This is a genomic window from Pantoea phyllosphaerae (assembly GCF_051025595.1).
In the GTDB taxonomy this organism is placed as follows: domain Bacteria; phylum Pseudomonadota; class Gammaproteobacteria; order Enterobacterales; family Enterobacteriaceae; genus Pantoea.
This window is the reverse complement of record NZ_JBPFDE010000005.1, coordinates 27,214-50,512: the sequence shown is the minus strand read 5'-3', so window position 1 is coordinate 50,512 and position 23,299 is coordinate 27,214. Positions and strand designations below refer to the sequence as shown.

General features: G+C 59.4%; 22 protein-coding genes. 6 read left to right on the top strand and 16 right to left on the bottom strand.

The window, feature by feature from the left end; all coding sequences use genetic code 11:
• Positions 1 to 82: 82 nt before the first annotated feature.
• The 5 genes from potF to ACR6A7_RS08695 form a co-directional block, all read right to left on the bottom strand.
• Positions 83 to 1,189, bottom strand: a complete 1,107-nt coding sequence (potF, locus tag ACR6A7_RS08715; RefSeq protein ID WP_033789231.1) for a spermidine/putrescine ABC transporter substrate-binding protein PotF — start codon at positions 1,187 to 1,189, stop codon at positions 83 to 85.
• Between the two features lie 380 nt (positions 1,190 to 1,569).
• On the bottom strand, positions 1,570 to 2,049 hold the full coding sequence (locus ACR6A7_RS08710) for a YbjN domain-containing protein (RefSeq protein WP_033789230.1): 480 nt from the start codon (positions 2,047 to 2,049) through the stop codon (positions 1,570 to 1,572).
• An 87-nt stretch (positions 2,050 to 2,136) separates the two neighbouring features.
• Positions 2,137 to 3,039 carry a 30S ribosomal protein S6--L-glutamate ligase gene (rimK, locus tag ACR6A7_RS08705; protein ID WP_434124680.1) on the bottom strand — a complete coding sequence of 301 codons (903 nt, stop codon included), beginning with the start codon at positions 3,037 to 3,039 and terminating at the stop codon, positions 2,137 to 2,139.
• An 18-nt stretch (positions 3,040 to 3,057) separates the two neighbouring features.
• A complete protein-coding gene (nfsA, locus tag ACR6A7_RS08700; RefSeq protein WP_434124486.1) occupies positions 3,058 to 3,780 on the bottom strand; it encodes an oxygen-insensitive NADPH nitroreductase in 723 nt (240 codons plus the stop codon).
• A complete protein-coding gene (locus ACR6A7_RS08695; RefSeq protein ID WP_434124485.1) occupies positions 3,780 to 4,049 on the bottom strand; it encodes a DUF1418 family protein in 270 nt (89 codons plus the stop codon). The genes nfsA and ACR6A7_RS08695 overlap by 1 nt, the downstream gene beginning before the upstream one ends.
• Positions 4,050 to 4,244: 195 nt before the next feature.
• Between ACR6A7_RS08695 and ACR6A7_RS08690 the strand changes: the two genes are divergently transcribed.
• Positions 4,245 to 4,502 carry a GrxA family glutaredoxin gene (locus ACR6A7_RS08690; protein WP_434124484.1) on the top strand — a complete coding sequence of 86 codons (258 nt, stop codon included), beginning with the start codon at positions 4,245 to 4,247 and terminating at the stop codon, positions 4,500 to 4,502.
• 51 nt (positions 4,503 to 4,553) lie between these two features.
• Here the strand turns inward: ACR6A7_RS08690 and ybjM are convergent, their stop codons facing one another.
• A complete protein-coding gene (ybjM, locus tag ACR6A7_RS08685; RefSeq protein ID WP_434124483.1) occupies positions 4,554 to 4,910 on the bottom strand; it encodes an inner membrane protein YbjM in 357 nt (118 codons plus the stop codon).
• Positions 4,911 to 5,160: 250 nt separating this feature from the next.
• On the opposite strand from ybjM, the gene ACR6A7_RS08680 reads away from it, so the two are divergent.
• Complete coding sequence (locus ACR6A7_RS08680; RefSeq protein WP_434124482.1) at positions 5,161 to 6,849, top strand: aspartate:alanine antiporter; 1,689 nt, start codon at positions 5,161 to 5,163, stop codon at positions 6,847 to 6,849.
• Positions 6,850 to 7,176: 327 nt separating this feature from the next.
• Complete coding sequence (gene ybjG / locus ACR6A7_RS08675; RefSeq protein ID WP_434124481.1) at positions 7,177 to 7,782, top strand: undecaprenyl-diphosphate phosphatase; 606 nt, start codon at positions 7,177 to 7,179, stop codon at positions 7,780 to 7,782.
• A 238-nt stretch (positions 7,783 to 8,020) separates the two neighbouring features.
• Here the strand turns inward: ybjG and ACR6A7_RS08670 are convergent, their stop codons facing one another.
• Positions 8,021 to 9,220 (bottom strand): serine hydrolase, encoded by a 1,200-nt coding sequence (locus tag ACR6A7_RS08670; RefSeq protein WP_434124480.1) that lies wholly within the window; start codon positions 9,218 to 9,220, stop codon positions 8,021 to 8,023.
• A 267-nt stretch (positions 9,221 to 9,487) separates the two neighbouring features.
• Between ACR6A7_RS08670 and ACR6A7_RS08665 the strand changes: the two genes are divergently transcribed.
• Entirely contained in the window at positions 9,488 to 10,144 is a 657-nt protein-coding gene (locus ACR6A7_RS08665) for an HAD family hydrolase (RefSeq protein ID WP_434124479.1), read from the top strand.
• Here ACR6A7_RS08665 and ACR6A7_RS08660 read toward each other — a convergent pair whose 3' ends face one another.
• The 8 genes from ACR6A7_RS08660 to ACR6A7_RS08625 all read right to left on the bottom strand — a co-directional run bounded on the left by ACR6A7_RS08660 (position 10,145) and on the right by ACR6A7_RS08625 (position 19,298).
• On the bottom strand, positions 10,145 to 11,278 hold the full coding sequence (locus tag ACR6A7_RS08660; protein ID WP_434124478.1) for a PQQ-dependent sugar dehydrogenase: 1,134 nt from the start codon (positions 11,276 to 11,278) through the stop codon (positions 10,145 to 10,147).
• A gap of 236 nt (positions 11,279 to 11,514) precedes the next feature.
• Positions 11,515 to 12,150, bottom strand: coding sequence for a carbonic anhydrase (locus ACR6A7_RS08655; RefSeq protein ID WP_434124679.1), 636 nt, complete (start codon positions 12,148 to 12,150; stop codon positions 11,515 to 11,517).
• A 426-nt stretch (positions 12,151 to 12,576) separates the two neighbouring features.
• Positions 12,577 to 13,026 (bottom strand): DUF4385 domain-containing protein, encoded by a 450-nt coding sequence (locus ACR6A7_RS08650; RefSeq protein ID WP_434124476.1) that lies wholly within the window; start codon positions 13,024 to 13,026, stop codon positions 12,577 to 12,579.
• The gene (gene gsiD / locus ACR6A7_RS08645) at positions 13,023 to 13,928 is read right to left on the bottom strand and encodes a glutathione ABC transporter permease GsiD (RefSeq protein WP_434124475.1); all 906 of its coding nucleotides are present in this window, start codon (positions 13,926 to 13,928) and stop codon (positions 13,023 to 13,025) included. The genes ACR6A7_RS08650 and gsiD overlap by 4 nt, the downstream gene beginning before the upstream one ends.
• A gap of 9 nt (positions 13,929 to 13,937) precedes the next feature.
• Positions 13,938 to 14,858 (bottom strand): glutathione ABC transporter permease GsiC, encoded by a 921-nt coding sequence (gsiC, locus tag ACR6A7_RS08640; RefSeq protein ID WP_434124474.1) that lies wholly within the window; start codon positions 14,856 to 14,858, stop codon positions 13,938 to 13,940.
• A 49-nt stretch (positions 14,859 to 14,907) separates the two neighbouring features.
• Entirely contained in the window at positions 14,908 to 16,443 is a 1,536-nt protein-coding gene (gene gsiB / locus ACR6A7_RS08635; protein WP_434124472.1) for a glutathione ABC transporter substrate-binding protein GsiB, read from the bottom strand.
• 38 nt (positions 16,444 to 16,481) lie between these two features.
• Positions 16,482 to 18,329, bottom strand: a complete 1,848-nt coding sequence (gene gsiA, locus ACR6A7_RS08630) for a glutathione ABC transporter ATP-binding protein GsiA (RefSeq protein ID WP_434124470.1) — start codon at positions 18,327 to 18,329, stop codon at positions 16,482 to 16,484.
• Positions 18,330 to 18,338: 9 nt separating this feature from the next.
• On the bottom strand, positions 18,339 to 19,298 hold the full coding sequence (locus ACR6A7_RS08625; RefSeq protein WP_434124469.1) for an isoaspartyl peptidase/L-asparaginase family protein: 960 nt from the start codon (positions 19,296 to 19,298) through the stop codon (positions 18,339 to 18,341).
• A 225-nt stretch (positions 19,299 to 19,523) separates the two neighbouring features.
• Here ACR6A7_RS08625 and moeA point away from each other — a divergent pair, with 225 nt between their 5' ends.
• Positions 19,524 to 20,759 (top strand): molybdopterin molybdotransferase MoeA, encoded by a 1,236-nt coding sequence (gene moeA, locus ACR6A7_RS08620; protein ID WP_434124467.1) that lies wholly within the window; start codon positions 19,524 to 19,526, stop codon positions 20,757 to 20,759.
• Positions 20,759 to 21,523, top strand: coding sequence for a molybdopterin-synthase adenylyltransferase MoeB (gene moeB, locus ACR6A7_RS08615; RefSeq protein WP_434124465.1), 765 nt, complete (start codon positions 20,759 to 20,761; stop codon positions 21,521 to 21,523). Before moeA ends, moeB begins: the two co-directional genes overlap by 1 nt.
• Positions 21,524 to 21,696: 173 nt before the next feature.
• Here moeB and ACR6A7_RS08610 read toward each other — a convergent pair whose 3' ends face one another.
• The gene (locus tag ACR6A7_RS08610) at positions 21,697 to 23,289 is read right to left on the bottom strand and encodes an ABC-F family ATPase (protein WP_434124464.1); all 1,593 of its coding nucleotides are present in this window, start codon (positions 23,287 to 23,289) and stop codon (positions 21,697 to 21,699) included.
• Positions 23,290 to 23,299: the final 10 nt, after the last annotated feature.

Sequence of the window (23,299 nt, the reverse complement as noted above, 5' to 3'; positions counted from 1 at the left end):
CCAGCCGCTAAAAAAGAGAAAACAGAGGCCAGCGCAGCGCCTCTGTTCCAGGTTGTAAGTTGGCGAACAGGCAAAAAGCCGCTTATTTCCCGCTTTTCACGCGCGTCCATGCACGGGTGCGTGCGCGATCCAGCTTCGGATCCTGCACCTTCAGCACGAACAGCTTCGACATCGCCTCCGGCGTCGGGAAAATGCCCGGATTGTTGCGGATATCAGCGTTGATCAGCGGCAGCGACGCCTTGTTACCGTTAGCGTAGGACATTTTGTTGGAAACGTCGGCAATCACTTTCGGATCCATGATGTAGTTCAGCCATTGATAGGCCGCGTCGAGGTTCTTCGCGTCTTTCGGGATCGCCATCATGTCGAAGAAGGCGAGCGCCCCCTCTTTCGGCACGCTGTAGGCAAGGTGCACGCCGTTTTTCGCCTGTTCAGCGCGGTTTTTCGCCTGCAGAATATCGCCTGACCAGCCGATAGCGACGCAGGTGTTGCCGTTCGCCAGATCGTTGATGTACTGCGATGAGTGGAAGTAGCGAATGCTGGGGCGCAGCTTCAGCAGCAGATCGGTCGCCGCGCCAGAATAATCTTTCGCGTCTGAGCTGTTGGGATCTTTACCAAGGTAGTTCAGCACGGTGGCGAAGATCTCTTCCGGAGCGTCAAGGAAAGAGACGCCGCAGCTTTTCAGCTTCTCGAGGTTTTCCGGCTTCAGCACCAGATCCCAGCTGTTGACCGGCGCGTCAGCGCCCAGCGCCGCCTTCACCTTATCGACGTTATAGCCGATGCCGGTCGTGCCCCAGAGATAAGGAATGGCGTATTTGTTATCGGGATCGTGCTGCGCCACTTTCTTCATCAGCTCAGGATCGAGATTCTTGTAGTTCGGCAGTTTGCTCTTATCCAGCGGCTGGAATACGCCGGACTGCAGCTGGCGCGCCAGGAAGCTGGAGGATGGCACCACCACGTCGTAGCCGGTGCTGCCCGCCATCAGTTTGCCTTCCAGCACTTCGTTGGAGTCGAAGACGTCGTAGACCACCTTAATGCCGGAGGCTTTCTCAAAATTCGGCACCGTGTCCGCCGAGATATAATCTGACCAGTTATAAACGTGCAGCGTTTTATCTTCCGCCATCGATCCTGCAGAGGCGACCATCAGTACGCCGGTAACCGCAGCTGATAACCATTTTTTTTGATTAAACATCTTTTTATTTCCTCCTGAGCGGATCGTCACAGCCTGGCAAAGCCTGAGGCCAGTGCTGCGAGCTGTACGTCAATTCACAGACACAATGAATCAATATTCATTGAGAGTTTAATAGTAAAAACTGATACCTGCGCTGCGAATCCACGTCTCATGCAGCCCCGCAAGAATAGCCTCGCTCCCCTGCGGCTACCATACCCCAGCGTAAAAAACGCCTTTTAGCGACAGGTTATGCATGTTTGTGCTATGTGGTCTGGCAGGAACGGCACAAACCACGAGAAATATCTGGCAGTAAAGGGCAAAGTGCAGAATAAAAAATGGTGGGCTTGAAATGAAAACTGCCGCATTACGCGGCAGTAAAATCAGGGCGGAAAAAGGCGGGACTAATGCAGCAGCGAGTGGCTAAAGCTCACTGGCGCGCGCTCTTCTTCTTCGCCCATCATCAGCAGATTGTTGGCAAAGGCTTCCATAATGACCATGGACACCTGCTCTTCGCTCTGCTTCATAAAGCTGGCGAACTGGCCGAAGGTCAAACCGGCGCTGGTCGCCAGGGACTGGCAGACAATCAGCTTCGGCAGGTTGTCGTCCTGAATGTCGACAAAGGCTTTCACCGTCAGCGAGCTGGCGTTGATCTGTGACAGATCGCCGACCAGCGGGATCAGCGCCGTCGGCTTCACTTCCGCCAGCGCGGAGAAGAGAATGACGTTGTCGACCAGATCGATTTTGGCGTCGAACACCCCATCGAAATTTTGCATGTGCGGCAGATGAAGTGCCTGACAGGCATCACATTCGAACCAGGTGATATTTTGCTGATCCAGCCAGCGACGCAACAGGTCGATATCCGGAACGACAAGAGAATCCATCGTAGTGTCCCAAGGGGTGAATAAACAGGCGACTAAGCTTACGGAAAAAAAGCGCATGACGCTACGAAAACCGCTGAAAAGCGCGCGTCAGCCGCCGGTTTTAAGAGTGAAACCGGGCAGAGCGTTGCGCTCAGTCCAGCCGATCATCAGGCCGGCGATATCGATGCCGGTGCTGGTTTCGATCCCCTCCAGGCCAGGGGAAGCATTTACCTCCATTACCAGAGGCCCGCGATGCGCACGCAAAATATCGACGCCCGCGACGTCCAGCCCCAGCGTCGCGGCCGCTTTTATCGCGATGGCGCGCTCCTGCGGCGTAATCTCTACCGGATGCGCTTTGCCGCCGCGATGCAGGTTGGAGCGGAAATCGCCCTCTTTCGCCTCGCGTTCAATCGCCGCCACCACTTCGCCGCCAATCACCAGGCAGCGCACGTCACGTCCCTGCGCCTCCTGAATAAACTCCTGCACCAGAATATGGGCGTTAAGACCGCGAAAGGCGTCGATGACGCTCTCCGCCGCCTGCCGCGTCTCCGCCAGCACCACGCCGATGCCCTGCGTGCCCTCTACCAGCTTTACCACCAGCGGCGCGCCGCCGACCATGGCGATAAGATCCTGGGTATCGTCGGGCGACGAGGCGAAACCGGTCACCGGCATATCGATGCCCTGACGCGCCAGCAGCTGCAGCGAACGCAGCTTGTCGCGCGCGCGGGCGATCGCCAGCGACTCGTTAAGCGGATAGCTGCCGCACATCTCGAACTGGCGCAGCACCGCCGTACCGTAAAAGGTGGCGGCGGAGCCGATGCGCGGAATAACGGCGTCGAAATGGCCGAGCGGCTCGCCGCGATAGTGCACCGCTGGCGACGCCGGATTAATGTTCATATAGCAGGCGAGCGGATCGATGATTTGAATCTCATGCCCGCGCTGCTCGGCAACGTCGCGCAAGCGGCGGCTGGAGTAAAGTTGCCCGTCGCGCGACAGGATAGCGATTTTCATCATCGACCCTCTTCAGGATTAACGCGTCGCCCAGCCCTGCTGGTGCAGGTAGTCGAGCATAAAGGGGCGGGTCTCTTTGACGATCAGCCGCTGAATCAGCTCGCTCCAGGTTTCGCTGCGCTGATTGCTGTCGCGCTGCTCGTAGTAGATCGCCGTGCGGCTATCGTAGTCGGCCAGCACCTGCGGATCGACAGGCTGATAACGGTTTTCATGCACCAGCATCGCCTGCGGCATGCGCGGCTTCTGGTCTGGCACGGCGGAGGGATAACCGATACAGAAGCCGAACAGCGGCAGCACGAATTTCGGCAGGCCGAGCAGTTCGGTGACCTGCGCGATGTTATTGCGGATACCGCCGATAAAAACGCCGCCAAGGCCAAGGGATTCGGCAGCGACCATGGCGTTTTGCGCCATCAGCGCGGTATCGACGCAGCCGAGCAGCAGCTGCTCGGCGCGGCCCAGCTGCGCATCGGGACAAATCTGCAGGTGGCGGTTGAAGTCGGCGCAAAATACCCAAAACTCCGCCGCGTCCGCCACCCACTGCTGACCGCCGGTCAGGGTGACCAGCTGCTGGCGCAGCGCGCGATCGGTGATGCGAATAATGGAAGAGCACTGAAGAAAGCTGGAGGTGGACGCCGATTGCGCTGCGGCGATAATCGCCTCACGCTGTTCCGCGCCGATCGCCTGGTCGGTAAAGGCGCGAATGGAACGGTGGCTGCACAATAGATCGATGGTCGGTGTCATTAAGGTCTCCGGCGAGTCTCATTTTTAGTGTTGGTGCGGCCAAAAAGCTGCGGCGCCATCGCTTGCGCGGTGCGCCATATCATCAGCCAGGCGGCGGGCAGCATCAGCAGAATGCCAATAACCAGCAGCGCGGTCGCCAGCGTCTTGCCATCAGCCTGCGCGGGCAACGGCAGCCAGCGGTTGGCCAGCAGCAGGGCGCACAGCGTCAGCAGGCCGCCGAGCGCCTCCATGATCAGCAGAACTTTAGGTAAACGCGCCAGATTCGGCATAGCATTCTCCTGGGTCGCACCGGGTTCAGGCCGTCAATTATGGTCAAGGTTTACAGACTTGCATAGACGACGCGCATCAGACTAACAGGCATTTCCTGCTTTCTTTAAGCGGTTTGAGCGGGCATCATGTTGACCATCTACCTTGAGCTTGTGTGACATGGGTCACATTAAATAGCCTGAATTAAGGAGCTTTTCATGGTTACTGTCATTTTTGGTCGTCCTGGCTGCCCCTATTGCGTACGTGCGAAAGAGCTGGCCGACAAGCTCAGCGCCGAGCGCGACGACTTTAGCTACCAGTATGTGGATATCCAGGCGGAAGGCATTACCAAAGCGGATCTGGAGAAAAGCGCGGGCAAACCGGTCAGCACCGTTCCACAGATTTTCATCGACGAGCAGCATATCGGCGGCTACACCGATTTCGCCGCCTGGACCAAAGAAAACCTGAGCGCGTAAGCTTTTTCGCCAGCGCAACGGGCCATCGCGGCCCGTTTTTCGTTTCTGGCGTCAGCGCCAGACGATGCGCGCCAGGCGCACCAGCAGCGCGCCGCTGCCCGCCCAGAAGAGAGCGCTCAGGCTCCAGACCAGCAGAGTGAGCCAGGTGGTGTGTGCCAGCAACGTGCTGTTCAGCAGCACAATGCCAAGCAGCGTGCCCCAAAATGCCATCAACAGCGTGCTTTTTAGCGGGCTCTCTGCATGCAGCAGCGCCATAACCGCGCCCGGTAATAAAAAAAGCAACAGTTCAGGCTGCCCGCCCAGCGGCGCATTGCCCACTAGCCAGTAACGATGCGCATAAATAAACACCAGACCGTAGAGCGCAACGCCAAGCATCGCACTGGTCCAGCGTAGGGAACGCTGTGGCATATCACCCCACTTATTGAAAATCATCACAATGACAACAACCTGCCGCGATCTCTGGTGGAAATTAAATGAAACAGGCCGTTAGCGATATGAAAATTAAAGCTAATGGCTGAGGGTGATTTTTATGATTAGAATAGCTGCCGTTTAAGAGTGAGCGGTTTAAATCAACCAGCAGGCTCACTGCGCGGCTTGCACAAGATAGCGAAAAACAGGCCTTCCATCAACAGGTTACAAGTAAACAAGAAGTTAAACAGTGAACATAAACGTCGCAAATTTGTTAAGCGGAAATGACATTCTGTTATTATTTGTCGTTTTGGCACTGGGTCTTTGCCTGGGTAAATTGCGCCTGGGTTCAGTGCAGCTGGGAAATTCCATTGGCGTATTAGTTGTTTCTTTATTACTCGGCCAGCAACACTTTGCGATAAATACCGCCGCATTGAGTCTCGGCTTTATGCTGTTTATTTTTTGTGTCGGTGTGGAAGCGGGCCCCAACTTTTTTTCTATTTTCTTCCGCGACGGTAAAAACTATTTTCTGCTGGCCATCGTGATGGTGCTCAGCGCTCTGCTGCTGGCGCTCGGCTTTGGCAAACTTTTCGGCTGGGATATCGGCATGACAGCCGGGATGCTGGCGGGTTCAATGACCTCGACGCCGGTGCTGGTCGGCGCGGGCGATACGCTGCGGCAGAGCATCAGCGACGCCAGCCAGCTGGCACTGATGCAGGATCACCTCTCTCTTGGCTACGCCCTCACCTATCTGATAGGGCTGGTGAGCCTGATTTTCGGTGCCCGCTATCTGCCACGCCTGCAGCATCAGGATCTGCCCACCTGCGCTCAGCAAATCGCGCGCGAGCGCGGCCTGGATGCCGACAGCCAGCGTAAAGTCTTTCTGCCGGTGATCCGCGCCTACCGCGTTGGCCCAGAGCTGGTGGCGTGGAGCGGCGGCAAGAATCTGCGCGAGCTGGGTATCTATCGCCAGACCGGCTGCTATATCGAACGTATTCGCCGCAACGGCATTCTCGCCAGTCCGGACGGCGACGCGGTGCTTCAGCTCGGCGACGACATTTCGCTGGTAGGTTATCCAGACGCTCACGCGCGGCTCGACGCCAGCTTCCGCAACGGTAAAGAGGTATTTGACCGCGATCTGCTCGATATGCGCATCGTGACTGAGGAAATTGTGGTGAAGAACCACAATGCGGTGAATAAGCGTCTCAGCAAACTCAACCTCACGGATCACGGCTGCTTCCTGAACCGCGTCATCCGCAGTCAGATCGAAATGCCAATCGACGACAGCATTATGCTGCACAAAGGCGATATCCTGCAGGTCAGCGGCGAAGCAAAACGCGTCAAAAGCGTGGCGGATCGCATCGGCTTTATTGCGATTCACAGCCAGATGACCGATCTGCTGGCGTTCTGCGCCTTCTTTATCGTCGGGCTGATGATCGGGCTGATCACCTTTCAGTTCAGCAACTTCAGCTTCGGCATCGGCAACGCCGCCGGACTGCTGTTTGCTGGCATTATGCTCGGCTTTTTGCGCGCCAACCATCCCACCTTCGGCTATATCCCGCAGGGCGCCCTGACCATGGTGAAAGAGTTCGGGCTGATGGTGTTTATGGCGGGCGTCGGGCTGAGCGCTGGCAGCGGCATCAACCAGGGCCTCGGCAGCGAAGGCGCGTTGATGCTGCTGTGCGGTCTGCTGGTGAGCCTGCTGCCGGTCGTAATCTGCTATCTGTTCGGCGCCTACGTGCTGCGCATGAACCGCGCGCTGCTGTTCGGCGCGATTATGGGCGCGCGCACCTGCGCGCCGGCGATGGAAATTATCTGCGACACGGCGCGCAGCAATATTCCGGCGCTGGGCTATGCGGGCACCTACGCCATCGCCAACGTGCTGCTGACGCTGGCGGGCACGCTGATTGTGATTATCTGGCCGATTTTGCCCTTATAAAATTTTTTCGGCTCCGTCCAGAACTTTTTTATTCAGGGTGAGTCTGAATAAGTGCCACTGCTTTTCTTTGAAATCCCCAAATTGTGGAGCCCGCCAGCTTTTTGCTGACGGGTTTTTTTATGCCTGCGGTTTGCCCGACCGCCAAAGGCAGAGCGGACAAGGGGCGCGCACCTCGTCACTGAACTTAAACCGTTCTGAAACCTGCGCGTCATTTAGGAACCGGCGCTATATCTCCCGACGCACCGCATCGCCAGAATAGGTCGCTTCATTGACATTTTGTGCGCAACGGCGAACGGGCGCAGACCTACGACGAGGATTTCTTACCCTATGGAAGCGTTGAACCACTCTCTGTTTTTAGCTATTAACGCCACGCCCGATTCGCCCGGCTGGCTGCTGGCGCTGGCGACCTTTATCGCCAAAGATTTGATCGCCATCGTGCCGCTGCTGATTGTCGCGCTCTGGCTCTGGGGGCCGCGTGACCAGGTGAAATCGCAGCGCGTGCTGGTGCTCAAAACCGGTATGGCGCTGATCTACGCCCTTGCTATCTCCTGGTGCGTTGGCCAGCTTTTCCCCCATCCGCGGCCCTTTGCTATCGGGCTTGGCTATCAGTTTCTGCATCATGCGCCTGACGACTCCTACCCGAGCGACCACGGCACCACTATTTTCACCTTTGCGCTGGCGTTTATCTTCTGGCATCGCCTCTGGTCAGGTGTGATCCTGATGGCGCCTGGCACCGCCATCGCCTGGTCGCGCGTCTATCTCGGCGTGCACTGGCCGATGGATATGCTGGGCGGATTTCTGGTTGGGCTGCTCGGCTGTCTGGCGTCGCACCTCGCCTGGCAGGGATATGGCGTGCGCATGCTGGCGATCTTTAACGCCGCCTACCGCGCGCTGTTCGCCCTGCCGATACGCAAGGGCTGGATCCAGGATTAAGCAAGCTGGCAGCGCGCTGGCCTCTAAGCTGATGGCGCTGACAGGCAATCCCTTGGTCTGAAAGCGGATGGCATAGTGCTGTCGCGAGTAGCAGGGCCCGATCGCAAAGTCGCTCAAGGCATCCCTGCGCGCTCGGCCCGCGGCATCCCTGCCGCGGGCCGCTTTGCTCTTCGAGCCCTGCTACCCGCTCCCTACACTCGGCAGCCGTTTGCCTGAAAAGACTAACGGCCGGCATTACTTAACTAAACCATTTGCCGAATAGTGAGTGGAACTGCATCAGCACGAAATCGACGATGCGGCTGAAGAAATTGCCCTCCGGCACCTCCTCCATCACCACCAGCGGCCGCTGCTCAATGGTTTTGCCGTCAAGCTGGAAGTCGATGGTACCCACCACCTGATTTTTCTTTAAGGGCGCCTCAAGCTGCGGCGTGGTAAGGGTATAGCTCGCCTTCAGGTTCTTCATTTGCCCTTTCGGCAGCGTCAGCGCGGCATCCTTCTCGACGCCGAGGTTGACCTCTTTACGATCGCCGAACCAGACGCGCTGCTGGGCGAAGGGTTTATCCGCCTTAATCGGCGTCACGGTTTCATAAAAGCGGAATCCCCAGGTCAGCAGCTTCTCGCTCTCGCGGAAGCGCGCGGCGTCGGTGGCGGTGCCGAGCACCACGGAGATCAGCCGCATACCGTTCTCGGTGGCGGAGGCCACCAGGTTATTACCGGCGCCCGAGGTATGGCCGGTTTTGATACCGTCGACCTGCAGGTTGGTGCTCCAGAGCAGCCGGTTACGGTTCATCTGGCGAATACGGTTGAAGGTGAACTCTTTCTCTTTATTCAGCGCATACTCTTCCGGCACGTCGCGGATCAGCGCCTGGCCAATCAGCGCCATATCGCGCGCCGTACTGTACTGCCCTTCCGCATCCAGCCCGTGCACCGTCATAAAGTGAGTATTCTTCAGCCCAAACGCCTTAACGTAGTTGTTCATCAGCCCGATAAAGGCGTCCTGGCTGCCGGCGACATAGTCCGCCAGCGCGATGCAGGCGTCGTTGCCGGACTGAATGACGATGCCTTTATTCAGCTCCGACACCGGAATGCGGTCGCCGGGCTTGAGGAACATCAGCGACGAGCCTTTCAGTTTGGGATTGCCGGTGGCCCAGGCATCCTGCCCGATGGTCACCATATCGTCGCGCTTGATTTTGCCCGACTTCAGCGCCTGGCCGACCACATAGCTGGTCATCATCTTGGTCAGGCTGGCGGGATCGAGCCGGTCGTCCGCATTGCCTTCCGCCAGCACCTTGCCGCTGGCGTAATCCATTAATATCCAGGCTTTGGCTTCGACCTGAGGGGGCGCAGGGGCATCCACGGCAAAAGCAGCAGGGGCGATAAACAGCAGTAGCGAGGCGGCGGCGTGCCGCAGGCGGCATGAGGAACGAATAGTGGTCATGTGCGAGGAAATTCCATGTTAAATCGCGGTTTTAAGGCAAAAATCGACAGAGTAAAACGCTACTCTCTGCAGAGCATGAAAAAAACCGCTCAACCGTAAAGTTTTATAGAGTTTAGTAGAGTAACCCTGGCATCGGCCGGGCGCGCTGACCAGTGTCGCGCCCGGCGAGCGTCTGGAAAAGCCGGTGAAATTCCGATTTTTCGCAGAAGGGTTAAGAGTGTCACAAAATTCTGCCAGGCTGATGGGAGTCTATAGAGGAGACCCACCATGGACTTAGCCGTATTCGATCTCGACGAAACCGTTATCTGCGAAGACAGCACCGGCCTCTGGCTGCGCTGGCTGGTTTCGCAGGGCTTTGCCCGTGAAGCGCTGCTGGCTGAAGAGCAGGCGCTGATGGCGCACTACTACGCGGGCACGCTGGCGATGGAAGATTATATGGCGCTAACGCTCTCGCCGCTGGCCGGTCTGGCGGCGCCGACCGTCGCGGGCTGGGTACGCCGCTGGATACAGCGCGACATTCTGCCGCGCGTCTATCCTGAAGCGCGCGACCGCATCAGCTGGCACCAGCAGCGCGGTGACAAAGTGGTGATCTGCTCCGCCAGCGGCGAACATCTGGTGACGCCGATTGCCGAACGGCTGGGCGCGCACGGCGCGCTGGCGATTGGCGTCGAGGTCGTGGATGACCGCTACAGCGGACAAACCTACGGCACCATGACCTATAAAGAGGGAAAAGTTACGCGGCTGACCGACTGGCGCGCCCTGCAGCAGGAGCAGAACTTCGCCCACACCTGGGCCTATAGCGACTCGATGAACGACCTGCCGCTGCTGGCGCAGGCCGATCATGCGCTCGTGATTAACCCGGATGCGCTGCTGCATCAGGAGGCGCTGAACCGCGGCTGGCAAGTCTGCCGCTGGGCGCGCTGACTAGCCGCGTGACGCGCCGGCTGTCTCGACCAGCCCCACCTTCAGCAGCTTGCCGTTGTCGCTGTCGGTAAGCACGTAGAGATAGCCGTCCGGCCCCTGACGCACGTCGCGGATACGCTCGTCGCGATCCTTAAGCAGACGCTGCGTCTCGACGACCTTTTCGCCGTTGACGCTGAGCCGTATCAGGCTCTTATCCTTAAGCGCGCCGATAAACAGCGAATTCTTCCACTGCGGAAAGCGCGCGCTGTTATAAAAAGCCATGCCGCTCACCGCAGGCGACTGTTTCCAGTAGAATAGTGGCTGCTCAGTGCCCTCAGCGTACGATCCTTTCGATTCCGGCACCTTGCTGCCGTTGTAATCAATTCCCCAGGTGGCCAGCGGCCAGCCGTAATTTTTGCCTTTCTGCGGAATATTCACCTCATCCCCACCGCGCGGGCCGTGCTCGCTTTCCCATATCTGCTGCGTCCAGGGATTCAGCGCCAGCCCCTGCGGATTGCGCAGGCCGTAGGCCCAGATCTCGGGACGCGCGCCGCTGCGGCCGACGAAAGGATTATCTTTCGGCACGCTGCCGTCCTGGTTTAGCCGCAGCATTTTGCCGGTCAGCTTATCGAGATCCTGCGCGCTGCTGCTGTGAAAGTTATCGCCAAAAACGATGTAGAGATAGCCGTCACGATCGAAGGCCAGGCGCGTGCCGAGGTTATTGCCCGCCGAAAGCGCTGGCGTCTGACGGATCACCGGCCTGAAGCCGGTCAGCCGCCGGTTGTCTGCGCTGAGCTGGCCATAACCCACCACCGCGCCCAGTTCACCGCCGCTGCTGGCTTGGGTATAGCTGAGCCACACGCGGCGGCTCTGCGCAAAGTCCGGCGCCAGCACCACGTCAAGCAGCCCCGCCTGTCGGCGCACCGCCGCTTTCGGCACCCCCTCGATCGGCGGCGACAGGCCGCTGTCGGGCCGCCAGCTACGCAGCTCTCCGCTGCGTTCAGTCAGCAGCAGCGTCTGATTATCGGGCAGAAACGCCACCGACCAGGGATGATTCAGCTTGTCCTGCAAAACCTGAACCTGCACTTCCTCCGCCAGCGCGGGGAGAGTAAACAGCGCGCCGCCGAGTAGCAGCGCGGCAGTCAGTCGGGCCATAGTGTGCTCCAGTCGTCAGGGGATGAGCTTAAGCGTAGCCAGCACGACCAAATAATGTTCAGGCTTTACAAAAGATTAAAGAAGAGAGGTCGCTTTCAGCGAGGCGCGTAGTCGCTGCGGATACCGCTCAGCGCAGATAAAGGAAGTCGAAGGTGAATCGCACAGGCAGCCCGTCGGGAACCCGCCAGGGAGGAACAGAAAGGAAACGCCCGCTGCGCGTGCAGCGGGCGGGAAGCTTACTCGAAGCAGGTTTCCGGGTTATCGGAGAGGGAGATAAAGCCCTTGCCCCCTTCGGTCAGGGCGATAATTTTGCCTGACTCGATATCGTAGACCCAGCCGTGCAGGCGTACTTTGCCTTTACGCAGCGCCAGTGCCACGGACGGATGTGTCTTGATATTGTTCAACTGGGCGATGACGTTCTCTTTGACCATCTCGTTCAGCTTCGCTTCTGGCGTCTCATACTGACGCTCTTCTACCACGGTTTTCGCCGCATCCGCGTAGTGCAGCCAGTGATCGACTGCCGGCATATTATCCATGCACTGACAGGAGGCGATAGCGTTCATCGCGCCGCAGTTGGAGTGACCGCAAATAATAATTTCGCTAACGCCCAGCACCATGACGGCATATTCAATGGTGGCGGATACGCCGCCCGGCTCCGGCCCGAACGGCGGCACGATATTACCCGCGTTGCGGATCACGAAGAGCTGGCCCGGCTCCTGCTGGGTCACCAGCTCCGGTACTAAACGGCTGTCGGAACAGGAGATAAACAGCGCTTTCGGATTTTGGTTCGACGCCAGGCTTTTGAAAAGATCCTTCCTTTCAGGAAACACATTCTGTTGAAAACTCAGAAATCCGTTAACGATCTCTTTCATCATTGCGCTCTCACATTATCCACTTAGTCGACTGCGGCGACAGGTGTCCGCAGCTGCCTTGTTAACTGCTTATTGTTGAATTCACAGCAAATTTGAATTCAGGATTTAAGCACCAGGCCGCGCTAAACTCAACCCTGTTCTGATTATTGACAAAAAGTACGCCTTTAGCGGCCAGAAATTTTCGCTGAAATTCCCGTGGGTTAGCCTCTGACCCGCAGGCCGCCACGTTTGCACTTATTTACGTAATACAGGGGAGAAATCGCCGCCCTTTACCAGACAGAATCGTCGCTTATCTCACTGAAAAGACGCCATAATCTCCCTACAAAAAGCGCGGCAATGTCAGCGTGACATGGCGAAACCCGCGCAGGCGTCAGCGCGGCGAACAGGCCAGCGTCCGGTAAGATGGGGAGCGACGTGCAGGTTGCTTTAGCCGTACAGCTTCTGATGCGCCTGCTTGCGCGTCAGATAGTCTTCATCTTCGCGCAGGCGATCCCAGTAGGCCTTGAAAACGGCCGCCGCAGCGGCCTTCTCTTCGTCGACGCCGCGCGGCAGCTCGTTGCCGTCGGCGTCATACTTACGTCCGCCCTTATGATTGCTGTAGCGGCGCGCGCGGGTATAGCCCATCTGAATGAACTTGCGCGCCATATCCATACCGACAAAATCATCCTGCGCGCGGTAGGCTTCAAACAGCGCCATGATCTTCGCCGCTGACGCTTCGGCGATCGGCACGGTGCGGAAGCGCCAGTGCGGCAAGATCTCGCTTTTATAAGGCTCCACCATCAGCACGCCCTGCTCGCCGCGCCCGACCTGATAACGTTCAGGGTGTTTGCGGAAGTCGATAGTTTTAAAGTCCTGCTCGTAATCGAATTTTTTCATGTCTTGAGTTTAGGATCGAGCGCGTCACGTAGCCCGTCGCCAAGCAAATTAAATGCTAAAACCGTGAGAAAAATCGCGAGACTGGGAAAAATTGCCACGTGCGGCGCCAGTACCATATCGGCGCGCGCCTCGTTGAGCATCGCGCCCCACTCCGGCGTCGGCGGCTGCGCGCCCAGGCCAAGAAACGACAGGCTGGCAGCGGTAATAATCGAGGTGCCGATGCGCATAGTGAAGTAGACCACGATAGACGACACCGTGCCGGGCAGAATATGGCGCAGCAGAATGGTGGCGTCCGAGGCGCCGATGCTGCGCGCCGACTCAATATAGGTCTGATGCTTCAGCACCAGCGTATTGCCGCGCACCAGGCGGGCGAACGCCGGGATGCTGAAAATCGCCACCGCAATAATCACGTTGCTCATGCCGCTGCCCATAATCGCCACCACCGCAATCGCCAGCAGAATGCCGGGAAAGGCGAACAGCACGTCGCAAATGCGCATAGTAATGCGATCCCAGGCGCCCTCGTAGTAGCCCGCCAGCAGGCCGAAGAAGGTGCCGATGGCCGCGCCGATCGCCACCGAAAAGAAGCCAGCAATCAGCGAAATACGGGTGCCAACCAGCACGCGGCTGAAGATATCGCGCCCCAGCGCATCGACGCCGAACCAGTGCATCAGCGAAGGCCCCTCGTTGAGCCGGTCATAGTCGAAATAGTTCTCAGCGTCGAACGGCGCAATCAGCGGCGCGATAAACGCCAGCACGATCAGCAGCAGCACGAACAGCCCGGCGGTCATCGCCACCGGCTGGCGGCGAAAGCGTCGCCAGAACTCGCTCCAGGGCGTTCGAACCCGATTTTCCGTCGTCAGCGGCAGGCTTTTCAGCACCGCTTCGCGTCGCCAGTTTTTCATTGCGACTCCTTACCTGTAGCGAATAGCGGGATTGATTGCCGCATAGAGCAGGTCGACAATCAGGTTGATCAGGATGAACTCCAGCGAAAAGAGCAGCACTTCGGCCTGGATCACCGGGTAGTCGCGCATCTCCACCGAATCCACCAGCAGGCGACCGAGGCCAGGCCAGTTGAAGACCACCTCCACCACGATGGAGCCGCCAAGCAGAAAGCCGAACTGCAGGCCCATCATAGTGACCACCGGGATCATGGCGTTGCGCAGGCCATGTTTAACCACCACCAGCGACTCGCGCACCCCTTTGGCGCGCGCGGTGCGCATATAGTCTTCCTGCATCACCTCAACGAACGAGGCGCGGGTAAAGCGCGCCATCACTGCCGCCACGGCGGCGCCCAGCGTAATCGACGGCAGAATATAGTGCCGCCAGCTGTCAGCGCCGACGGTCGGCAGCCAGCCCAGCTCCACCGAAAAAACCTGCATCAGCAGCATGCCGAGCGCAAAGGCGGGAAAAGAGATGCCCGAAACCGCCAGCGTCATGCCGAGGCGATCGGGCCAGCGGTTGCGCCACACGGCGGAGACGATGCCGATCGTCATGCCGAAAATCACCGCCCAGATCATGCTGGCCAGCGTCAGCCACAGCGTCGGCATAAAGCGGGTGGCGATTTCCTCGGCGACCGGCCGCTTCGACACCAGCGAATGACCGAAGTCGCCCTGCAGCGCATTCAGCATAAAGTGCCAGAACTGCTGCGGCAGCGGCTGATCCAGCCCCAGCTCCTGGCGCACCAGCGCCACCACCGTGGCGTCGGCGTCCTGACCGGCGATCAGGCGCGCCGGATCGCCCGGCAGCAGGTGCACAAACAGGAACACCAGCACCGCGACAATCAGCAGCGTCGGGATGAGCCCGAGCAGACGTTTAATAAAATAGTTAAGCATGCGAAATCCTGCGCAGCGGCGGCCAGCCCGCGCGGGCTGGCCGGTCGGGTTACTTCAGGTCGGCCTCGTCAAAGCTGAATGAGGTATCGGGCATCACGTAGAACCCGGTCAGCGACGCGGTGTTGGCGGAAACCAGCTGCTCCACCACCAGCGGGATCCACGGATGGTCGTTCCAGATTTTATCCTGCGCGTCTTTATAGAGGCTGGCTTTGCGATCGCGATCGGTGGTCTTCAGCGCATCGGCCAGGTCTTTATCCACCTGCGGATTGCTGTAGAAGGCGGTGTTAAAGATGGCGGGCGGCCAGGAGGTGGTGGCGAACAGCGGCGTCAGCGCCCAGTCGGCTTCGCCGGTAGAGGCGGACCAGCCGGTGTAGAACATTCGGACGCCGCTCTCTTTCTGGCCTTTACTCTCCACCTCGGCGGCGCGCTGGCCAGCGTCCATCGCCGTGACTTTCACCTTCACGCCCACCTGCGCCAGCTGCTGCTGGGTAAACTGCAGCACTTTTTGCGCAGTGCTGTGGTTATGCGACGACCAGAGCGTGGTTTCAAAGCCGTTGGGGTAGCCCGCTTCCTTCAGCAGCTCGCGCGCTTTGGCCGGGTTATATTGAATCGCCGGGTAGCGCTGCGCAAAGTCGATTGACGGCGGGACGATGCCGGTCGCCGGCGTTGCATAACCGGCGAAGGCGACTTTGGTCAGCGCCTCGCGGTTGATGGCGTACTCAAGCGCCTCACGCACCTTCGGGTTGTCGAACGGCTTCTGGGTAACGTTCAGGCTGATATAGCGCTGCATGATCGACGGCGAGGTCACCACCTTCAGCTTCGCGTTCTTCTCCAGCAGTTTGGCCTGCTCGAAGGGGATCGGGAACGCGAAGTTCGCTTCGCCGGTCTGCAGCATCGCCGCGCGGGTGTTGTTATCCACCACCGGACGCCAGGTGATGCTGTCGAGTTTCGGATAGCCCTTCTTCCAGTAGCCGTCCCACTTTTTCACCTTCACATAGTCGGTCTGGTTCCAGGTCACCAGCTCATATGGGCCGGTGCCGACGGGGTGAAAGCCGATCTCTTTGCCATATTTTTTCAGCGCGGTGGGCGAAATCATCGCGGCGGCCGGGTGCGCCAGGTTGTTGATAAAGGCCGAAAACGGCTGCTTCAGGGTGATCTTGACCGTGGTGGGATCGACGGCCTCGGTGGTGGCGATATATTTAAACAGGTTATAGCGCTTGAGGTGGTTATCCGGATTGCTGGCGCGCTCCAGGTTGACCTTGACCGCTTCGGCGTTAAAGTCAGTGCCGTCCTGGAACTTGATTCCCGGACGCAGCTTAATGGTGTAGGTCAGGCCGTCCGGGCTTGCCTGATAGCTTTCCGCCAGCACGTTAGTCAGCTTCATCTCTTTATCAAAGCCGAACAGCCCCTGATAGAAGGATTTCGCCACCGCCTGCGACAGCGTGTCGTTGGCGTCGTAAGGATCGAGCGTGGTGAAGTTGGAGCCGACGGCGATAACCGCGTCTTTTGCCGCCCAGGCGGGCAGCGCCGCCATGGCGCTCATGACGCCCGCAGCCAGTAACCCTTTACGCATTGCGTTGTGCATCGTGTTCTCCTGTATCCCTGCTTAGTGTGATTGTGATGTCAGGTGCTGCTGATAGCGTGACGCGCGACGAAATGGCCCGGTGCCACCTCCATCAGCGGCGCGACTTCAGGCTCGTCGCCCAGCGCGCGCACGGCGCTGGGTATTTCATCCACCATCAATGCGCGTTCGCGTCGACGGTGCGCCGGATCCGCCACCGGCACGGCAGCCATCAGCTTGCGGGTGTAGGGGTGCCTCGGCTGCTCGAACACCGCCTGGCGCGGCCCCATTTCAACGATCTGTCCCAGATACATAACCGCCACGCGATGGCTGATGCGCTCGACAACGGCCATATCGTGCGAAATAAACAGGAAGGCGATACCGAATTCGCGCTGCAGATCGAGCATCAGATTGACGATCTGCGCCTGAATCGACACGTCGAGCGCCGACACCGACTCATCGGCGATAACCACTTTGGGATTGAGCGCCAGCGCGCGCGCGATGCAGATGCGCTGGCGCTGGCCGCCGGAAAACTCATGAGGATAGCGCTGCGCGTGCTCCGGCAGCAGCCCCACTTTTTCCAGCAGCCAGGCGACGCGCTGCTCCGCCTCGCGACGCGGCATCACCTTATGCACCAGCAGCGGCTCCATAATAGAGAAGCCCACCGTCAGGCGCGGATCGAGCGAGGCGTAGGGATCCTGAAAGATAAACTGGATATCGCGCCGCAGATGCGCCAGCGCCGCGCCGGCGAGCCTGTCGATGCGCTGGCCGTTGAAGGTAATGGTGCCGCCCTGGCTCGCCACCAGCCGCAGCAGCGACCGCCCGGTGGTCGATTTGCCGCAGCCCGATTCACCCACCAGCGCCAGCGTCTCACCGGCGTAGAGATCGAAACTCACCTTCTCTACCGCATGCACGCGACGCCTGACGCGGTTAAGCAGGCCGCCGCGAATATCGAAGCGCGTCACCAGATCGCGCACCTGCAAAATCGGGTCGAGATCGCGACGCGCGGTGTCCTGCGGCGTCTCCGGCTCCGCCTGACCGCCAGCGCGCAGCAGAGGAAAACGTGCGGGCAGCGGCTGACCGCTCATTGCGCCAAGCTTCGGCACCGCCGCCAGCAGCGCCTGAGTATAGGGCTGCTGCGGCGCGTCAAAGAGCTGCTGCACCGGCGCGCTCTCCACCACATCACCGCGATACATCACCTGTACGCGGTCCGCCATTTCGGCCACCACGCCCATATCGTGGGTGATAAAAATCACCCCCATCTGCATCTCTTTTTGCAGCACGCGGATCAGCTGCAGGATTTGCGCCTGAATGGTGACGTCGAGCGCCGTGGTCGGCTCATCGGCGATCAGCAGCGCGGGACGGCAGGAGAGCGCCATGGCGATCACCACGCGCTGGCGCATGCCGCCAGAGAGCTGATGCGGATAGCGCGCCAGCACGCTCTGCGCCTCGGGAATGCGCACCAGATCGAGCATGCGCCGCGCTTCCGCCAGCGCCTGCTGATGGCCTTTGCCCTGATGCAGCCGAATCGACTCGGCAATCTGCTCACCAACGGTAAAAACCGGGTTGAGCGAGGTCATCGGCTCCTGAAAAATCATCGCCATGTCGGCGCCGCGCACGCGACGCATTACGCCTGGCGCTGCGCGCATCACGTCCAGCAGTTCGCCGCTGCGGCGGCGCAGCAAAATATCGCCGCTGACCTCGCCGCCCGCCTGCTCGATCAGCCGCATCAGCGCCAGCGAGGTGACCGATTTACCGGAGCCGGACTCGCCGACGATTGCCAGGGTTTCGCCGCGCTGCACCTCGAGCGAGAGGTCGCGCACCGCGTGCGTCACGCGCCCTTCATGGCTGAAGCGTACGTTGAGATTGCGTACCGCCAGAACCTGATCCGGCGCCATTTGCTGCGTCATGCCTGCTCCTTAGCCTTCGCGATAGATGCCGACCTCAATCTCTTCGCCCACGCGCGCCACGCCGCGGTACATGCCTTCGCTGTTGAACGGCAGCGCCACGTTGCCGAAACGATCGATAGCGATCAGGCCGCCGCTGCCGCCCAGCTCGGGAACGGCGTCGTGGATAACGTTAACGCACGCCTGCTGCAGCGAATGACCGCCGTAGCGCATCTGCGCGGCGATATCGTAGGCCGCCAGGGTGCGAATAAAGACTTCGCCCGTCCCGGTGCAGGAGACCGCCACCGTGTCGTTGCTGGCGTAGCAGCCTGCTCCCGGCAGCGGCGAGTCGCCGACGCGGCCCGCCTGTTTGTTGGTCATGCCGCCGGTCGAGGTGGCGGCGGCGAGGTTGCCCTCCGCATCGATCGCCACCGCGCCCACGGTGCCGAATTTACGGTCGGGATCGAGCGGATCGTCAGCTTTCGCCGCGCCATCGTGATCCAGCACCATTTCATCGCTGGCCAGCGCGCGCTGCAGCTGCTCCCAGCGTTCCGGCGTCGAAAAGAAGTCGGGATCGACCTCCTCCAGTCCGTTATCCCGCGCAAATTGCTCCGCGCCTGCGCCGATAAAGAGCACGTGCGGGCTCACGTCCAGCACCTTGCGCGCCGCCAGCACCGGGTTGCGCAGGCGCGACACCCCTGCCACCGCGCCTGCCGCCAGCGTGCGGCCGTCCATCACGCAGGCGTCCAGCTCGTGCGTGCCCTGATGCGTGAAGACCGCGCCCTTGCCGGCGTTGAACAGTGGGCACTCCTCCAGCAGCCGCACCGCCTCGGTCACGGCGTCCAGCGCGCTGGCGCCCTGCGCCAGCATCTGCTGTCCCGCACTGAGGATATCGCTCAGCGCCTGACGATACGCCTGCTCTTTTTCTGCGCTCATTGCCGAGCGCGTAATGGCGCCTGCCCCACCGTGAATGGCGATGACTGCTTTAACCATAACGCTTGCCCTGTCCTTTTACCGGAGTGAAAACACTGATTTAAAATGGTTTTCAGCCAATTTAAATGATTTTTGACTATAGAAAGCCTCTCTGAGCTTGTAAAGGAGAAACTGGCGCGTCAGCCATAACCTTTTATTGTGGCTTATGCCGCGGCGGAAATGTGACTCTGCTGGCAATTAGCACCATAATAGTCCGCAACGTTCTTTACTCAGGTTGCTCATACGATGGAAAGCTTTACCGCAGGATTAATTTCTCTGGAGGAGGCGCAGGCAAAAATGCTGGCGCAGCTTCAGCCTCTGCGCGATCGCGTCAGCGTGCCGCTGGCGGATGCGGCTGGCCGCATTACCGCCTTGCCGGTCACCTCGCCGATTGACGTGCCGCCCTTTGATAACTCGGCGATGGACGGCTACGCCGTGCGACTGGCCGATATTCAATCGGACCAACCGCTGAAGATTGCCGGCAAAGCCTTTGCCGGCGCCCCTTTTGACGGCGACTGGCCAGCGGGCAGCGCGGTACGCATTATGACCGGCGCGCCGGTGCCGCCGGGGTGCGAAGCGGTGGTGATGCAGGAAGAGACGCACGAGGTTGACGATGGCATTGTGATTAACGCGCCGGTGCGGGCGGGACAAAATATCCGCCGGATCGGCGAAGATATCCGTCGCGACCAGCCGGTGCTGGCGGCAGGCGTACGGCTCGGCGCAGCGGAGCTGCCGCTGCTCGCCTCGCTCGGCCTTGCCGAAGTCAGCGTGCTGCGCAAGCTGCGCGTGGCGGTTTTCTCCACCGGCGACGAGCTGCAGCCTGTCGGCCAGCCGCTGGCGCCCGGTCAGATCTACGACACGAACCGTTTTGCCGTCTCGCTGATGCTGCGCAAGCTCGGCTGCGAAGTGATCGATTTGGGCATCATTAAAGATGATCCGCAGGCGCTGCGCCGCGCGTTCGCAGAAGCGGATCGGCAGGCCGACGTAGTGATCAGCACCGGCGGCGTATCAGTCGGCGAAGCGGATTTCACCAAAACCATGCTGGACGAGCTCGGCGTTATCACCTTCTGGAAGCTGGCTATCAAGCCAGGTAAGCCTTTCGCCTTCGGCCGCCTCGCCAGCAGCTGGTTCTGCGGGCTGCCGGGCAATCCGGTGTCGGCCGCCGTCACCTTCTATCAGCTGGTGCAGCCGCTGCTCGCCGCCCTGACCGGCCAGAGCGAGTCGCCGCTGCCGCCGCGCCTGCGCGCGCGTGCCGCCTCCCGCCTGAAAAAATCGCCTGGCCGCCTCGATTTCCAGCGCGGCATCATGCGTCGCGGCGAGGATGGCGAGCTGGAGGTGCACACTACCGGCCACCAGGGCTCGCACGTCTTTAGCTCTTTCGCCGCCGCCAACTGCTTTATCGTGCTGGAACGCGATCGCGGCGCGGTCGAGCCGGGCGAATGGGTCGAGGTTGAGCCATTCAATACGCTGCTGGAGGGGTAATGCTGCCTGAACTCAGCGATGAAGAGATGCTGCGCTATAACCGCCAGATTGTGCTGCGCGGCTTCGACTTCGACGGGCAGGAGAAGCTCAAGGCGAGCCGCGCGCTGATTGTCGGTCTTGGCGGGTTGGGCTGCGCGGCGTCGCCCTATCTGGCCGCCGCGGGCGTCGGCGCGCTGACCCTGCTCGACTTCGATACCGTCGCGCTGTCGAACCTGCAGCGTCAGATCCTGCATCACGACGCGGATATTGGCCGCGCCAAGGTCGACTCGGCAGCGCAGAGTCTCGCCGCCATCAATCCGCATGTGCATATCGATACCGTTAACGGCGTGCTGGAAGATGAGGCGCTTGAGGCGCTGATCGCCAGGCATCAGGTGGTGCTCGACTGTACCGACAACGTGCAGATCCGCGAACAGCTCAACCGCCTGTGTCGGTCGCGTGGCGTGCCGCTGGTTTCCGGCGCGGCGATTCGTATGGAAGGTCAGATTAGCGTCTTTACCTGGCAGCCGGGCACGCCCTGCTATCGCTGCATTAGCCGCCTGTTCGGCGAGCAGACGCTCAGCTGCGTCGAAGCGGGCGTGATGGCACCGCTGGTCGGGGTAGTTGGCGCCATGCAGGCGATGGAGGCGATTAAAGTGCTGACGGCCTTCGGCACGCCCGCCGCCTCGCGGCTGCTGATGTATGATGCGATGAGCGCGGAGTTTCGCAGCGTGAAGGTAGCGCAAGATGCGCACTGCGAAGTCTGTGGTTTGCCGACAGCCAGCTAATAAGCTTCAAAGCAGGTGGCATGGACCGAAAAGCAAAGCGTCCCGCGCCAGGGATGGCGCGGGCCGAGCGGCATGGATGCTTAAGCGACTTTGCGATCGGGCCATGCCACCTGCGTTCGCGCCCGAGCTAACCGCCATGGGGTAACTCTCGCTACCCCACATAGTCTGTTGAATCAGTAAATACCCTGACTGCGCAGATAGTCTTCGTAGGTGCCGGTAAAGTCCACCACGCGGTCCTCTTTGATCTCCAGCACGCGCGTCGCCAGCGAGCTGACGAATTCACGGTCGTGCGAAACGAAAATCAGGGTGCCTTCATACATCTCCAGCGCCATATTCAGCGACTCGATCGACTCCATATCCAGGTGGTTGGTCGGTTCGTCCATAATCAGGATATTGGGTTTCTGCATCATCAGCTTGCCGAACAGCATGCGTCCCTTTTCCCCGCCCGACAGTACCTTCGCCGGTTTTTTGATGTCGTCGTGGCTGAACAGCAGACGTCCCAGAATGCTGCGTACCGCCTGCTCGTCATCCCCTTCCTGCTTCCACTGGCTCATCCAGTCGAAGACGCTAAGGTCATCGGCGAAGTCGGCGGCGTGATCCTGGGCGTAATAACCAATACGCGCATTTTCCGACCATTTAACGCTGCCGCTGTCTGGCTCAAGTTCGCCGACCAGCGTTTTCAGCAGCGTGGATTTACCAATACCGTTGGCGCCGATAACCGCCAGCTTCTCACCGACTTCAAGCAGCAGGTTGAGATTTTTAAACAGCGGACCGTTATCAAAACCTTTAGTCAGCGCTTCAACTTCCAGCGCATTACGGAACAGTTTCTTATCTTGTTCAAAACGAATAAACGGGTTTTGGCGGCTGGACGCTTTAACTTCATCCAGCTTGATTTTATCAATTTGTTTCGCGCGCGATGTCGCCTGACGCGATTTAGAGGCGTTGGCGCTAAAGCGGCTAACAAAAGACTGCAGCTCGGCAATCTGCGCTTTTTTCTTCGCATTGTCTGCTAATAAACGTTCGCGCGACTGGGTAGCCGCCGTCATGTACTCGTCATAGTTACCTGGATAAACGCGTAATTCGCCGTAATCGAGATCCGCCATATGTGTACAAACCATATTCAGGAAGTGACGGTCGTGCGAGATGATGATCATGGTGCTTTCACGCTCGTTCAGCACCTGCTCCAGCCAGCGGATAGTATCAATATCCAGGTTGTTGGTTGGTTCATCCAGTAACAAAATATCAGGATTTGAAAATAACGCCTGCGCCAGCAGCACACGTAATTTCCAGCCCGGCGCAATTTCGCTCATCGGGCCATAATGCTGTTCAACCGGTATGCCAACGCCGAGTAATAACTCGCCAGCGCGCGATTCGGCGCTGTAGCCATCCATTTCGCCGTAAAGCGCTTCAAGGTCCGCGACTTTATAGCCTTCCTCTTCGCTCATCTCCGGCAAAGCATATATGCGGTCGCGCTCCTGCTTTACTTCCCACAATTCATGGTGACCCATGATGACGGTGTCCAGCACGCTATATTCTTCAAACGCGAACTGATCCTGTCTTAACTTACCGATGCGCTCGTTAGGATCGTATGAGACATTACCGCCGGTGGGCGCCAGATCGCCGCCGAGGATTTTCATAAAGGTGGATTTACCGCTGCCGTTTGCACCGATTAAACCGTAACGATTACCGCCGCCAAATTTTACGGAGATATTTTCGAACAGTGGCTTGCTGCCAAACTGCATGGTGATATTGCTGCTTACTAACACGGCATTGACC

Coding starts and splice junctions, on each gene's coding strand:
- gsiB (WP_434124472.1), bottom strand. CDS start 16,443: ATGCACAACGCAATGCGTAAAGGGTTACTGGCTGCGGGCGTCATGAGC.
- ACR6A7_RS08710 (WP_033789230.1), bottom strand. CDS start 2,049: ATGGATTCTCTTGTCGTTCCGGATATCGACCTGTTGCGTCGCTGGCTG.
- ACR6A7_RS08650 (WP_434124476.1), bottom strand. CDS start 13,026: ATGAAAAAATTCGATTACGAGCAGGACTTTAAAACTATCGACTTCCGC.
- ACR6A7_RS08655 (WP_434124679.1), bottom strand. CDS start 12,150: ATGAAAGAGATCGTTAACGGATTTCTGAGTTTTCAACAGAATGTGTTT.
- rimK (WP_434124680.1), bottom strand. CDS start 3,039: ATGAAAATCGCTATCCTGTCGCGCGACGGGCAACTTTACTCCAGCCGC.
- moeA (WP_434124467.1), top strand. CDS start 19,524: ATGGAAAGCTTTACCGCAGGATTAATTTCTCTGGAGGAGGCGCAGGCA.
- ACR6A7_RS08690 (WP_434124484.1), top strand. CDS start 4,245: ATGGTTACTGTCATTTTTGGTCGTCCTGGCTGCCCCTATTGCGTACGT.
- gsiA (WP_434124470.1), bottom strand. CDS start 18,329: ATGACGCAGCAAATGGCGCCGGATCAGGTTCTGGCGGTACGCAATCTC.
- ACR6A7_RS08625 (WP_434124469.1), bottom strand. CDS start 19,298: ATGGTTAAAGCAGTCATCGCCATTCACGGTGGGGCAGGCGCCATTACG.
- ACR6A7_RS08660 (WP_434124478.1), bottom strand. CDS start 11,278: ATGGCCCGACTGACTGCCGCGCTGCTACTCGGCGGCGCGCTGTTTACT.
- gsiD (WP_434124475.1), bottom strand. CDS start 13,928: ATGAAAAACTGGCGACGCGAAGCGGTGCTGAAAAGCCTGCCGCTGACG.
- ybjG (WP_434124481.1), top strand. CDS start 7,177: ATGGAAGCGTTGAACCACTCTCTGTTTTTAGCTATTAACGCCACGCCC.
- ybjM (WP_434124483.1), bottom strand. CDS start 4,910: ATGCCACAGCGTTCCCTACGCTGGACCAGTGCGATGCTTGGCGTTGCG.
- gsiC (WP_434124474.1), bottom strand. CDS start 14,858: ATGCTTAACTATTTTATTAAACGTCTGCTCGGGCTCATCCCGACGCTG.
- nfsA (WP_434124486.1), bottom strand. CDS start 3,780: ATGACACCGACCATCGATCTATTGTGCAGCCACCGTTCCATTCGCGCC.
- potF (WP_033789231.1), bottom strand. CDS start 1,189: ATGTTTAATCAAAAAAAATGGTTATCAGCTGCGGTTACCGGCGTACTG.
- ACR6A7_RS08695 (WP_434124485.1), bottom strand. CDS start 4,049: ATGCCGAATCTGGCGCGTTTACCTAAAGTTCTGCTGATCATGGAGGCG.
- ACR6A7_RS08670 (WP_434124480.1), bottom strand. CDS start 9,220: ATGACCACTATTCGTTCCTCATGCCGCCTGCGGCACGCCGCCGCCTCG.
- moeB (WP_434124465.1), top strand. CDS start 20,759: ATGCTGCCTGAACTCAGCGATGAAGAGATGCTGCGCTATAACCGCCAG.
- ACR6A7_RS08665 (WP_434124479.1), top strand. CDS start 9,488: ATGGACTTAGCCGTATTCGATCTCGACGAAACCGTTATCTGCGAAGAC.